This is a genomic window from Paraburkholderia sp. PGU19, from assembly GCF_013426915.1.
In the GTDB taxonomy this organism is placed as follows: Bacteria; Pseudomonadota; Gammaproteobacteria; order Burkholderiales; family Burkholderiaceae; genus Paraburkholderia.
Window position 1 is genome coordinate 1,196,627 of record NZ_AP023181.1, and the last position, 14,077, is coordinate 1,210,703.

The 14,077-nt window shown below is 60.8% G+C and carries 5 protein-coding genes and 3 pseudogenes; 2 read left to right on the plus strand and 6 right to left on the minus strand.

The window, feature by feature from the left end; all coding sequences use genetic code 11:
• Positions 1–88 precede the first annotated feature (88 nt).
• From H1204_RS35175 to H1204_RS51775, 3 genes and pseudogenes are all read right to left on the minus strand, one after another.
• Positions 89–5,607 (minus strand): annotated as a pseudogene (locus H1204_RS35175) (AAA family ATPase).
• Between the two features lie 856 nt (positions 5,608–6,463).
• The gene (locus tag H1204_RS35180) at positions 6,464–7,129 is read right to left on the minus strand and encodes a response regulator (RefSeq protein ID WP_180733354.1); all 666 of its coding nucleotides are present in this window, start codon (positions 7,127–7,129) and stop codon (positions 6,464–6,466) included.
• A 410-nt stretch (positions 7,130–7,539) separates the two neighbouring features.
• A pseudogene (locus tag H1204_RS51775) lies at positions 7,540–7,722 on the minus strand (EmrB/QacA family drug resistance transporter); the annotation flags it as partial.
• Positions 7,723–7,985: 263 nt separating this feature from the next.
• Between H1204_RS51775 and H1204_RS51780 the strand changes: the two are divergent.
• Positions 7,986–8,433, plus strand: a pseudogene (locus tag H1204_RS51780) (Tn3 family transposase); the annotation flags it as partial.
• A 231-nt stretch (positions 8,434–8,664) separates the two neighbouring features.
• Here H1204_RS51780 and H1204_RS35190 read toward each other — a convergent pair.
• From H1204_RS35190 to H1204_RS52730, 3 genes are all read right to left on the minus strand, one after another.
• Entirely contained in the window at positions 8,665–9,663 is a 999-nt protein-coding gene (locus H1204_RS35190; protein WP_180733355.1) for an Ldh family oxidoreductase, read from the minus strand.
• An 87-nt stretch (positions 9,664–9,750) separates the two neighbouring features.
• The gene (locus tag H1204_RS35195) at positions 9,751–10,566 is read right to left on the minus strand and encodes a sulfite exporter TauE/SafE family protein (RefSeq protein ID WP_180733356.1); all 816 of its coding nucleotides are present in this window, start codon (positions 10,564–10,566) and stop codon (positions 9,751–9,753) included.
• A 106-nt stretch (positions 10,567–10,672) separates the two neighbouring features.
• A complete protein-coding gene (locus H1204_RS52730; RefSeq protein ID WP_180733357.1) occupies positions 10,673–12,319 on the minus strand; it encodes a methyl-accepting chemotaxis protein in 1,647 nt (548 codons plus the stop codon).
• A 1,474-nt stretch (positions 12,320–13,793) separates the two neighbouring features.
• On the opposite strand from H1204_RS52730, the gene H1204_RS51795 reads away from it, so the two are divergent.
• Positions 13,794–13,982, plus strand: a complete 189-nt coding sequence (locus H1204_RS51795; RefSeq protein WP_243468807.1) for a hypothetical protein — start codon at positions 13,794–13,796, stop codon at positions 13,980–13,982.
• The last annotated feature ends 95 nt before the right edge of the window (positions 13,983–14,077 follow it).

A 14,077-nucleotide genomic window follows, 5' to 3' on the forward strand; every position in this document is an offset into this window, starting at 1 on the left:
CGCCACGGCCTGGACCATGGCAGGCAAATCACCTTCATTGATGCATGCACTTTCGATGGTAAAACCGGGCTCTATTTGGGCACATCGCCTACGCGCTCCAACTTGACACAGACGCTGGATGGGCTGGCACGGAGAATTGAACAACGGCACCGCGTGGCACGTTCGCACTTGCCCACAACCGGCCGCCGCGCGCTTCGATGATCGAACGGCAGATCGACAACCCCATCCCCAAACCGGTAGGCTTTGTGGTGTAGAAGGGAGCGAAAACGTCCTCCGCGCCGTGCGGAGCAAACCCGGGCCCTGAATCGCGCACAGTCACGAGCACACAGTCAGAGTCGGCTTTGTCCGTACTGACGAACAACTGTCGCGAGCTATCGCTGACGCCGCTCATTGCCTCGAGCGCGTTGATGATCAGGTTGAGGAGCACCTGTTGCAGTTCGACACGGTCTCCTTCGATGAATGGCAGGCCGTCCGCGAGTTGTGTCTGTACCGAGGCACCGCTCTTCGAAGCTTCGCCATGCGTGAGCTCGATCACCTCGCGGATTGCCTCGTTGATGTCCACCGGCTCCTTCCGCGGCGGCGCCTTCCTGACCAGCTCACGGATCCGGCGGAGCACATCCCCCGCTCGACCTGCATCCTTGACAATCTGCCTGAGCGTCTGCCCTACCTCGTCAATGTTCGGAGGCTGGGCGTTCAGCCATCGCAGCGCCGCCTGGGCGTTGGTCATCGTCGCGCCGATCGGCTGGTTGACTTCGTGAGCGATCGAGGCCGTGAGCTGCCCCATGGTGGCGACACGGTTCGCGTGAGCCAGTTCCGTGTGCACCTCGCGATAGCGCTGCTCGCTCTCGCGGGCTTTTTCCTCCGCCTGCTTGCGCTCGCTCAGATCGAGCACGAAAGCGACACCTTCCTTTCGGGTTTCTTCGAAAGCGGTAGCACCGAGCATGACGGGCACGCGGCTGCCGTCCTTCCTGATGTACTCCTTCTCGAAAGGTTGCGCGCGCCCCGTCGCCCCGATCTCTGCCAGGGCCCGTTCGTCGCGCTCGAGCCATTCGGGCGGCGTCAGATCCCTCCAGCTCACGCGGCCCGAGACAAGATCCTCCCGCTCGTATCCCACCATGCGAAGAAATTCGCCATTGGCCTCAAGAATGTCGCCACCGGCATTCCAGACGACGATCCCGATGATGTTGGCGTCGACGAGACGCCGGATCTTCCCTTCGCGCTCCGCAAGATCGCGGTACAAGCGGGCATTCTCCAGCGAGATCGCTGCCTGCGAGGCCAACAGCTTCAGCACGGCGATGCGGGCCGGGCTGAACACGCGGGCAGTCAGACTGTTTTCAAGGTAGAGCGCGCCAGTGACCTTCGCCTGATTCATCAACGGGAAGCAGAGAATTGAACGGGCGCGATGCTGACGGATATAGGGATCTGCAGCGAACGAAGATCCAGCCGCTGCATCGTCAAGAAAGACGCTCTCCCGCGTGCGCAGGACATGATTGACGATCGACTCCGGCAGCATCGCCGCGCTCACCGGCACATCACGCAACTGCAACCTTGGCGCGTCACCGGTGGTCAGCGCTTGCGCCGCTATCCGTGCTTTGCCGCCGTCCGACAGAATCAACACGCCTCGTTCGGCACCCGCCTGTTCGATGGCCGTACGCATGACCATTTCGATCAGCTTGTCCAGCACGATCTCGCCTGAGGCGGCCTGCGACACCTTGATCACCGTCGCAAGGTCGAGGTGTTCGACTGGCGTTGAAATCGTGATCGTCGGCCCGGGCGCAGACTCTTCCGCCCTCAGGTAAGGATACCTCTCCTCGAGTTGCCGCACCTTCCCGTTGGCTCCCCAACGCAGATAGCCGTAGCGGGCGTCCTGCAGGTACACACGTGCGATCTTCCCGAAACCGTGTGCCGCGTAAAACCGGGACGCGAGTTCGTTGGCGAGTGCCTCACCGTGGATAAAGCCGCTTTCCTGCGCCGAGTCGATGGCCTGCTCGTACAGCTCCATGGCATCCGCTACGCGACCTTCAATCCGGGCGATCTCCGCGCCGACCAGCGCCGCGCGGTCCGCGAAATTCTCGGGGCAGTTTTTCGCCCAGATCTGAAGCTGCCGGTAATGTGCAGCGACAGCGTCCAGGTGTTGTGGCCGCTCGTCGGCCGGGGCGCACTCGCACCAGGCGGCCTTTGCCAACGCGCCGTAAAAATGATATTCGGCTTCCTCGAAGAACGTGGAAGAGATCCAGAGCAGCGGTTGCGCCTTCGACGCGGCGTCCATGGCCGCCGCATAGTCACCAGCGATATAGCGCCCCTGCAATTTCCGGATCCAGTAGAAACTCGCAGCGAGGACCAAGGCCGGGTTGCTGGACAGATGGGTTTCAGTGCGAAGTTCATTGAACTGCCCGTCGTCAAGGCAGCCGAACGTCGGCGTCAGACCGCGAAGCATCCGTATCAGCGCGAGTTGTGTGGTGATGAGGTCAATGACGAGACCGAACCGCACCTTCCCTGCGTACGCGAGGCCGCGTTCCGCTTCGCCTTGCACCTCGTGCAGCGGCTCGCCAGCGAAGAGCAGGTTCGAGTCGAGTTCGTTGCCCGCATAAGCTCCCATCGCGAGGTCTCCGATCCGGTTCGCCGCTTCGAACGCGCGGCGCATCAGATCACGGCGAGACCGCACGTGTTTCATCCAGGGCATGACGAAAACCGCGAAGCAAAGATACGTGCTCGCCTCGAACCGTCTTAGCCCACGTCGTTCGACGAGATCACAGCCGAGCTGGCCGAACCGGAATCCGGCCTGGTAGTCACCGAAACGCGGTCCGGCGACCCTGCCGAAATTGGCATAGAGCACACATGAAGCGTCACAGTTGCCACGCTCGATGCTGAGACTGACCCCCTTGCAGATCGTCAGCGAAACCAGGTTCACATCCGTCTGCACGGCCGGCGCGAAACACTTGCCCAACACCTCGACGGTCGCGAGCGAGGCTGCGTCTTCCATCAGCGGCAATTCGATGAGTTCCTCGATTGTCCGGCCCCAAGCCGCGTCCCGATGCGCTCGTATTCCCGTCGCACCTCGTCGTCGTCCGGATGAGGTGACCACTCGATGCCGACATGCCGGAGGTAGGCGAGGCACACAGCGACCGCGCGGTCGCTCTGATCGAGGACTAGGTAGACATCCATTTGCATGCACGCGACGCTGGCTCGTTCGACCGTTGTCGTGACCCGATTCGAGAGCGCCGCCAGGCGCTCGTCTGCAGCCGATAACTGCCCGGTCAAAAATTCGCATTCGGCCCGGTTCAGTTCCAGCGCAAATATCAGCTCATGCCGACGCTCCCAGCAATCGTCGTTCAATAGTTCCGCGCCGGTGATGAGATAAGTGAGCGCCGAGGAGTACGCTGTCGACGCCTTGGCGCGCTGGCCGGCGAGCAGGTTGAATTCGGCCAGCCGCTCCCGTTCGCCCTCTTCGGTGATCAGCGCGGCGCCGCGATTGAGCTGACCGACAATCTCGAAGATCGCCTCCCCCCGCTTTCCCGGTGGTGTACGCGCGGCGAGCAGTCGCCCGATCCGCAGATGGGCCGAGGTCCGGGAGGCTTCGGGGATCAGTGAATAGGCGGCTTCATGAACACGGTCGTGCACAAGCCTGTAAGCGCTCTCCAACCGCTCGACCAGTTCCTGACGCATCGCCTCCCACAACGCCGCGTGGACCTGTGCCTCCGGAATGCCGAGAACCATCGACAGTGTCGTGATCCCGGCGACGTTCCCGAGACAGGCGAGCTGCTCCAACGCGTGCCGCGTCCCAGCCGGCAGGCGGGTCAGCTTGCCGACCATCAGGTCCACGACGTTGTCGGTGTATCCCTTGGCATGGATCCGGCCGGTATCCCAGCACCATCGCCGCGCATCATGATCAAAGGTGAGCAACTCTTCTTCGGCAAGCGCGTGCAGAAACTGGATGACAAAGAACGGATTGCCACCCGTCTTGTCATGGACCAGTTGCGCCAGGGGTGCGATGCGCGCCGGCGCGCAGTGAAGCGCCTCCGCGATCAACTGCCTGACATGCACACGGGCGAGCGGCGCCAGCGTGATCTCATTGATCTTGACGCCCGCGTTCCTGATGGCCTGGAGCTTGCGGGTCAGTGGATGCGTGGCATCGACCTCGTTGTCACGGTACGCGCCGACCAGCATCAGGTGCCGCAGGTCCGGGTGGGTCAACAGATCCTCGAGCAGGTCGAGCGTCGCGGAGTCGAGCCACTGCAAGTCGTCGAGAAAGAGCGCAAGCGGATGTTCCGCCCGGGCAAAAACACTGATGAAACGCCGGAACACGAGCATGAAACGGCGTTGCGCCTGTTGCGGCTCAAGTGTGGGGACAGGTGGCGGCTCACCGATGATCAGCTCCAGCTCAGGGATGAGGTCGGTCATGAGCCTGGCATTGGGCTCCAGCGCCTCCAGCAAGGCGTCGCGCCAGCTCGCCAGCTCCGTGCCGGGCTTGCCGAGCAGCGGGCGCACCAGGCCTTGAAATGCCTGGACCAGCGTCGAATAGGGGATGTCGCGCTTGTACTGGTCGAACTTGCCCGACGCGAAGAGCCCTCGCGGCGGCACCAGCACCTTGTGCAGTTCATTGACGACCGAGGATTTGCCGATGCCGGAATAGCCGGAGACCAGCACCAGCTCAGGCGGGCCGCTCCCGACGACCCGATCGAACGCGGCGACCAGGGTGTCGACCTCGCGCTCCCGCCCATACAGCTTCTCGGGTATCAGCAACCGGTCAGGTGTGTCGTGTTCGCCCAGCGGGAAGGCATCGACCCGGTGCCGACGCCGCCAGTCGGCGAGGCATTGCCGCAGATCATGCTCAGCACCGGCGGCCGTCTGGTAACGCTCTTCGGCCGTCTTGGCGAGCAGCTTCATGACGATATCGGAGACTGCAGCAGGGACGGTCTCCACGAGCTCGCGCGGCGGCACCGGCTTTCTGGCGATATGGCAGTGCACCCATTCCATGGGGTCCGCGGCCGTAAACGGCAACGCGCCCGTCAGCATCTGGTAGAGCGTCACGCCGAGCGCATAGAGGTCACTGCGCGAATCGATCGAGCGGTTCATCCGGCCGGTCTGCTCGGGTGCCATATAAGCGAGCGTGCCGGCGATCGTCTCGGGCGGTTCGGGCGCCTGTCGCTCACGCGGAAGCCGAGAGGCGAGGCCGAATCCGGTGAGCCGGACCTGTCCGTCGGCGCAATGTACGAGGATATGCGCGGGCTTGAGATCCTTATGGACAAGGCCGCGCTGGTGAAGCTTGCCTAGCGCCGCAGCGATGCCGGCAGCAAGCCGCAAAAAATCTTCCATCTCCATCGGAGCGCCGAGCAGACGCGCGAGCGGCTCACCGCCAGGATCCTCGAGCACCAGCAGGGTCCGGCCGCCTTCGCGCACCAGTTCCAGCGGCCGCACCGCCCACGCGCCATTGAGCTCGTCCTTCAGGCCAAACGCGTGAACGAGGCGATCAATGCTGGCGGGTAATGGATGTTCGGCGGCGGGCCGCACCAGCAGAACGCTGTGGCCGCCGCTTTCGCCTGGGCGCGGCCCTCGACACAGGACGCGTTCGCCGTCGTCCCACAGGATCTGGAGGCTGTTACCCATCGGCAACGGAATCAAATGTAGGTTGTCATCTGGCGCGCGGGGCCATCAGACCGCCGCCCGTCATTGGTTGAGACGCTACATTCGTTCACACGGAGGCTAGGATTCCATCAGGATACACCTCGACGACCATGGTGCCATGGATAGTACTCAGAGCAACTTCTTGACACCGGCGTCCACGCTACGCTGACTGCTGCCCGGACACGGCCTAGCGTCACTGATGCCGCTTCGCATTGCCTGAGTGCGTGATATGCCAGTCGTCAAAAGCCGGGACTCGCACGGTACGTGGGGGCCAACATCGCGAACGGCGCTCACAGTACAACCGAGTCGGCCGCGCACATCCGCGAAACCCGATTGATGCCACCATTCCATGTCGAAGTCTCAGCATCAGCCACGTTGAACTCGGTCGATAGTTCAGGTCGAGTGTGCGGATCTGTTCGGCGGTTGAATCGAAAATATCACCGGACCGTGCAATTAATAACCGTAACCAGATACCGTGATAGGGCGCCTCGTGCGCTCGTTCGGCAGGTATACACGCCTGTTCGCATCAGCAAGGGAATTTCTGCGATCCGGCCATCTCGCCTCGACGTCATGCCTGATCTCCGAGGTCATGATGCCCGGCAGGTCGGGAGTGGAAATGCACGACCGCGTCATTGCACTCGGGTCTGCGCCGCCGATCATCTTCATTACGGCATTACCATCGGCCAAGCTGAAAGCGAAGGCCGTGGTAAATGATGTCTGTACTCGAAAAACCGGTCGACCCCGACACCGTCGCACGTTGGCTCAACGTTGCCCTGGACGCGGCATATCAAATCGACAAGAGGCCGGAACGGCGCTTCCGTTCCGATCTCCGCTGCACTCAAGACGACTTCTGCGACTGCGCATTGACGCGCAACGATTCCGATTTTTTGACGAGATCCGCGACGGATCGCGTCGCCATCTTTTTCATGAGTTGCGAACGATGCTTCTTCACACCGATCTCACTAAGATTCACCTCGAAGGAAATCTGCTTGTTCAACAGGCCGGCCACGACGAACCCCATGACTTTTCTTTCGCGCGGTGTGAACGAGTCATACGCAACACGGAGTGCCACGATCGATTGTTCGGAGGCGAGCCGCTCGCCGTCGCGCGCCAACGCATTGACGACCGCATCCAGCATGTCCTGCTCGCGAAACGGCTTCGCGAAGAAATCGACTGCACCCGCTTTCATGGCCTTGACTGTCATTTCGATATCACCATACCCCGTCATGAATACGATCGGCATGAACACACCGCTCTTTGCGATCTGTTCCTGAAAGATAAGGCCATTTTCGCCGCGCAGCCTGACATCGAGAATCAGGCAACTGGGCGCGTCGTACTTCGGGAATGCAAGAAAGTCCCCCGGCGATTCGAACGTCTCCAAACGTAGCCCGACCGATCGCAGCAAATTGCCAAAGCCTAACCACATCGACTCGTCGTCGACCTCATAGACCACTGGCTCCTTGCGATCGCGTGTGCTCTGGGTTGAATGCGAACCCGAACTCATCTCACCTCCTCTCCTCTCTCCCAACTGACGGCGCAAGCGGGCCGTCCTATCCGACAATGTGGTCGACGACGCTGCGCACTACAACGAATCGGTTTCAGCGAACCTGTCCTTCACGGCGGTGTTCATTCATACCGGGGGTACAGGTCATCGGCGCGCCAACATGCCCGTCCATACTTCCGCGCTGCTCGTTCAGAGGTTGAAAACCGGACATACTCACGTCCTCTTTTTTCGACCGACAGTTGCACGTCCCTGCCAGACGATCACGGTAGCTGTTCTAGGTGATTTGGATTCGGACGTCGTTCCTGCACTGTTTGCGTTGGGGGGTAACCTGGACGCAGTAATCGCCGTCGCCGCCGATACGCCCGCTGGACGAACTGGAGTTCGGGGCGCAGACTGCACGTGCGCCGATCTCAGTGCGCGCCCGCCGCCGCAGTCCCGCCGCAGCCCTTGCTCGGCCTCGTCATGCAGATTAGAGGAATGGTCACGATGAAAATTATCGACAAGAAGCAGAAGATGTCGTTCCGCCCGAGCATCGCCGCCTGCGCGTTCAACGATTGCTCGAAAAAGGTTCTGCCCTGATCCAGGCTGCCGCCGTCAGGTATCGGACGAGGAGTTCCGTCGTGAGCCGCCGCGTTATTGTGAGATCGTGGATCTGCCCGCCGACAGCAAGTCCTTCACGAAGAACCAGCGCAAGCAGCTGAGCGATCCGCTCGACGAAACCGACGCGAGTTTCCCCGAAAACGACAGTATCGAGTCCAGCGTAACTGGGCTGATCATTCGCAAGCCGCACAAGGAATCAGAGCCAGTCAACACAACGTTGATCGGCCAGGCCACCACGGCGTCGATGCGGGAGATCAGTATCTTGGATCTTCTCACCGAAGAACAGTGGCTCGACCTTCATGCACTGTTCGGACTACCGCCCCGATCCGACGCCAAGGTCGACGTACCGCGCAAGCGCTTCATCAGCACGTTATTCTGCGACGGATGCAAGCTCGGCCCCACCCGGACGGTACGTCGGTGAAAGACCTGAGCCGCCAACAGGTAGCGGGTCTAAATCTGAAGCACGTCACAGAGCAACGCTCGACAAGGCGATCGTGAGGGTCATCAAAGCGTACGAACGGATAGCGTTACCGAAATGCTGGCGTGACGCCAAGCGCGCGTCACCGGAGGGCGACAAATGGACCCTGTACGGGCAGAATCTGCTCTCCGAGTATCACGTTCGCTACGGCGGATACGGTGGCATCGGCTACTACCACGTGTCCGACATGTATATCGCGCTGGTCGGCCACTTCATCCCGTGCGGAGCACAAGCGGTCATCGCCCCTTTTACATCTCGCTCGGTTGGGGCGGGCAAAAATATGGCCGAAACTGCATCACTTATGCGTGATCCTGTTCGAAACACGACGTTTCCAACGAAGCCAACTGCACGCCGTTCATGACCCGTCCTGACGAGCGCCAGCCGTAACGACGTCACGCAACTGCGGCCGCTGGTGGAAGCGTCCACCAGGCGACTGTAAAAATCCGCCAGCCCCCCGCTATGTCAACGTGTTCAACTCGTCGAGCAACGCCGCGGGAATGTCAATCCCGTCACGCGCCGCCGAACTGGCGAGTTGCCGACGGCGCTCCCCCGGCAGACGCACTTCAGCGTCCTGCATCATCAGTTCGATCAGCGCCTCGATGCGCGTGAGATACGTATCCTGACCCGCCATGGCGGCAGGGTCGATTACCCAAAACAGATGACCTATCGCCGAGCGCTCTCCGTCAGCGGTCAAAAACGACCCTGCTTCGTAACCGAAATTTGCCCCTGTCAAAGCTGCCGCGAGCAGTTCCACGACGAGCGCGAGCATGGCGCCCTTTGCACCACCGAACGGGAGCATCATTCCATCGAGGGCCTCGCGGGCATCGGTTGTCGGCGACCCATCGCGCGCTGTCGCCCAACCCTGTTCGATTGGACGCCCCTCGCGCGCTGCGAGCACGATTTTCCCGCGAGCCACCTGCGACAGCGACAGGTCTACCAGTAACGGCTCTGCGTCACGACGAGGAAACACTGCCGCGATCGGATTGGTGCCAAAAATTGGCCGTCGCCCGCCATGTGCGGGCATCGCCGCCGGAGAATTGCTGAACGCCAGACCAACCATACGCGCGGCGCCGATCGCCTCGAGGTGATACGCGCCGGCGCCGAAATGATGGCTTCGCGTCACGCTCGCAACCGCACTGCCGCACTGACGTGCCCTCACTATAGCCTCGTTGACTGCGAGTGCGCACGCCGGATACGCCATACCGTGCGCGGCATCGACGACCAACGCCGCTGAACGCGTGGCCACGACGGTGGGCACCGCCTGACCGTCGACGCGACCGTTGCGCAATTGCGCGATATACGTCGGCAGCCGGGAGACGCCGTGCGAGGCAAGGCCATGCAGATCAGCATAGACGAGCGCGCGCGCAGTCGCAGTTGCGGCCTCAGGTCGCGTGCCGGCTCGCGTAAGCGTTCGTTCAGCAAGGATTCTGAGATCTTCTTGAGAAATGCGTGACATCGATATGCTCCAGTACTGTCCCATGCTATAGATGCCGCGGCCTAGGCCCTGCTGCGTCGCTACGAGCTGCGAGCCGCGGTGCCCGGCTTAGGTGGCGTCCCTCACTGCCGTTTTCACGGCGGCATGTTGTCGGGCGTTCCCGATCACCAGCGTTTTGGTCGACGGGATGATCAGCGCAAGACTCGAGCAGAAGAGAACGAACATCACAAAGCGCCGGAAACTTGCTTCGCTGATTCTCTTGAAGCACCGCACGCCTATCGACCAGCCGATCAGCGCGACGGGAACCGCAAAGATCAGCTGCGCCTGCGTGGTCGGGTCAGCGTAATTCCCTTTCAGCCCCGTGAGAGCGACAGTGACGAGCAGCATCGCGAAGTTGAACGGCACGGACAGCCCACGCTGCTTTTCCTTCCCGTAGCCACGCAGGTTGCTCCAGATGACGACAGGAATGCCCGGCAACGCGAGCATGCCACTGAGCACCCCACCGATGAAACCAACAACGATCTCGCCCATGCGACCACCGAATTTATTTTCGGCCGGCTTCTTTCTGAGTGTCCATCCTACAAATACCAGAAGCACCAGACCAAACACGAGAGAGACGATCACCTTCGGCAGGACCGTCAGAAGGTGAACACCGATGGGAACGCCGACAACGCCCGGAACGACGTAGATCGCGACGTTTCGCCAGTTCACGTTCCTGAAATAGTCGATGTTGTTGCACACCTGCAGCAGGAGGCCACCTACTGCCATGACGGCTACGGCGGATGAAGGTGGAAGGACCCAGAAGACGATCCCTCCGCTCACGGCAGAGAAGGCTAGGCCGACCAGTCCGTTTGTGAAGGAACCAGCCAGAATGGCCAGGCAAAACACGACCAACGACCCAACAGGGAGGGTGTGATTGAGCATATTGAGTATGACGGGGTTGAGTGGGTTGGCGCCGGGTTGGCCGCCAGAGTGTGTGGGGACTGACCGAGCGCCCTGACCACGGGCGCTCGCTTTGGCTACAGGCGTCCTAGAAGGTTGTCCACCCTGGCGTTGACTTTGGTGCGCCGCGGTGCGTCGTGGAGTGCGGCCGCGCTCGAGAAGCCTCGTCGCGACCCGCTTGATGGTGTGATCCGCTATCGCCTGCGTCGTCGAGTTTGAAGACCTTGACCGCGTCGCGGAGGCCTACTGCCTGCTGCGCGAGAGATTGGGCAGCAGCGGATGCCTCCTCGACAAGTGCGGCGTTCTGCTGCGTCACCTGATCCATCTGCGAGACGGCTTTGTTTATCTGCTCGATGCCCGTTGCCTGTTCGCTGGAGGCGGCGGAGATTTCATTCGTGATCTCGGTCACCCGACGCACGGCCCGAACAAGATCGTTCATGGTCCCACCGGCTCGCGCGACAACGTCAGAACCCTCGTGAACGTGCGTCGCCGACGCTTCGATGAGCGCCTTGATCTCTTTGGCTGCCGCCGCGCTGCGTTGCGCGAGGGTGCGCACCTCACCAGCCACCACTGCAAAACCGCGGCCCTGATCGCCGGCGCGTGCGGCCTCGACCGCGGCGTTGAGCGCAAGAATGTTCGTCTGGAAGGCAATTCCCTCGATGACAGCGATGATGTCGACAACCTTCGCGGAGCTATGAGAGATGGCTTGCATGGAGGCCACAACGCGGTTGACCTCCACCCCGCCCTGAAGTGCCGTCTCCGACGCAGCCGCCGCTAGCGAACTCGCCTGTTTCGCGCTCTCTTCGTTCTGTCGCACCGTTACGGTCAACTGCTCCATGCTCGCGACTGTCTGTTCGAGCGATGCCGCCTGCTCCTGCGTGCGTTGCGAAAGATCATCGTTGCCGCCAGCGACCTGCTGCGTTGCGCTGGCGATCGAATCAGTCGCGCGCTTTACATCGCGAACGACGCCCGCCGTTTGGCCGATTGCCTGATTGACGACGTTCGCCAGCACACCCACCTCGTCCTTGCGTGCCACGTCGATGCGATATGTCAGATCACCCTGCGCCAACGCCTTCGCGCCGTCCACCACCTTCTGCATCGGCCCGACGACCGAGCGCACTAGCAGCCATCCCAGAGTCCCCGCTACGATGAATGCTGCGGCGATGACGCTCCACAGTACCATGCGGGCAGTCCAATAGGCTTGCTCGCTTTGAGCAACCGACTTCTCCATCTCCACGCGCTCGTAATTGATGACGTCCGCCTGTGCCTGCAGCAGTTGAACCTGAAGCGGCGTGGCGGCGAGCAGCGCGGCTTTAGCGCCCTCGACGTCATGTTTGGCCATCAGCACGTGCGCGGGTTTGAGCGCTACGTTGTACGCCTTGCGCACGGAGATCAGCTTTCCCATTACGCTGAGCGCTTCCGCGTGCTCCGTCAGCATCGACTGAAGTTCCTGATAGATCTGGCCGTTACGCTTTGCCTGCTTCTCGACTTTCTCGAGGTCTTCGTCGAGCGCTTGCGGCGAGGCCTCCGCGATCGCCCGATAGAGATACAGGGCGGTAAAGTATGTGCCGGCCTGCCCCTCGCGCGCAAGGTTCTGCAACGCGAGCCGGTTCTTGACGATGAACTGTGTGTTGTCGTTCATCCGCGCCATCTGCACGTTGACGACCAGTCCGACAACAACGAGCAACGCCAGCACCGCCGCAAAGCTCGCCGCGAGCCTCGCACCAATCTTCATGTTTAACTCCGATTCTTCGTGTTTTGATCTCGGCCGCGCGCTCTTGAGCATCGGCGGCAAGGGGCATAAACGCGAACGATTTCTCGTCGCAATCTCTCATACCCCCTACTGCCGCGGTAGCCGCTGTTTACTTCAGCAGCCATATCTGGACCGCTTGAGGAACGCTCTCTATCTGCAAAGAATTACGAAAGTTTCAACTTGTTTCCGAATTGCATCATTTGAAAGTATTTAACATCTTACTTATCAATTAGCTTAGCGAGCCGTTACTGCGTAACGTGGTTAGCTCGTCCAGAAACTTCGGGGCGCGCGACAGGTCGTCAAAATAATGGAGCGAAGCGGTCGAGCTTAGCCAGTGCTGAAGGCGACCGCAGGCTCTTGCGCGCTGCCTGCAGTGCCGGCGAAGCGCTCATCGAACCAGTGGCTGAACTGACTGTCGGGCTACATGAGCGTGGCCAGATTAGCTCCGCTCCTATCGATCGCGGCGGACCGCCGATCTTTTTCGTTTGTCAGCGGCGTCAAAGAGCTGGATATCGCAATCATTCACAACCTGAACTCATCCATATCGCCAACACCCCGTAAATTCAGCGGCTTCTTCAGCGTAGCCCTCAGGACGCGAAGCGTGGATTGGCGTCCTGATTTTGTCCGCTTAAGTGGGAGTCTGTATCAACCGATTGCAGCGCCGATCGAGGAAGCGATCACGGGGGGCGTTTCCGCTCCCATCGGCATCACGGGTCCGCTCTTCCGATTAACTACATAGAGATCGAATCATGGGTATCTTTAATGTGTCAGTCCGTACACGTGAAAGTGTTTGGACTGACACATATGTGCGTTTAGCGCTGTTGCCTTGAGAATCGCAGAATGAGCCTACTAACTAACGATTGAGCGCCGCGATTCCGATGTCCGCAACAGTAAGCCGTCAACTACACAAGCCTGAGCAACGCGTCGTTAAGCTATTACTGGGAGGCGCTGGAGACGGCGCTCTTGACCCGCTCCTCCTCTTTGGTCAGATAACGTCCATTCCAAAAAAATGAGCGGCAATGAAGAAGCGATTGGGCGAAGAATAAATCATCGGAATCTCGTCTATTTTTGCCCATCCCCGAAATATGGCACGCCGTGTTCATCGGGCATCACCGCATCGACGTATTCTTTTCAAAGTCAGTTTGATTTTTTCCACATTAGTAGGATGCCTATTCTTTCCATCGCAGGCATCTATTGATTTTCGGAACTTTAGCCATAAAGCACGGACGCCGTATAACAGTTCCTGCATGCGAAAAACAACACCGGGCGACCCGCAATCATTGTCCCCGTCACCGCGGTGTCTGACAGGGGCGCCCCGCCGGACGCGTCTTTGCTTGCAAGGGCGCCCCAGCGCCGTGCGGCACACCGCGCTCGTGAGGTGTACGCTGGAAGCCCAACTGATCCGTCCGGAAACAGGATCGGGTCTTGGCGCGCAATTCGCGCACGGGAGACGATCATGCTCAGGCTTTTCGGCATCATGGCACTAGCGGCTGCCGTCTCGGGATGCGCGGCTGCTCCGCCGTACGGTTACAGCGATCCTGCGTACGGCCCCGGCTATTACACCCCGGGTCCCAGCATCGGCGTGGGTGTGGGAGGCGGCAGCCTCGGCGGTGGGGTGGGCGTCGGGGTCGGTATCGGGTTCTAAGCACAGCGCGGCCAGCCGACCTCCGTTGGCCGGACCCCACTCACAGGCAATCGGCTCGATGTCTCTGCGGCCGCCCCATAAAATATCCCTTCCGG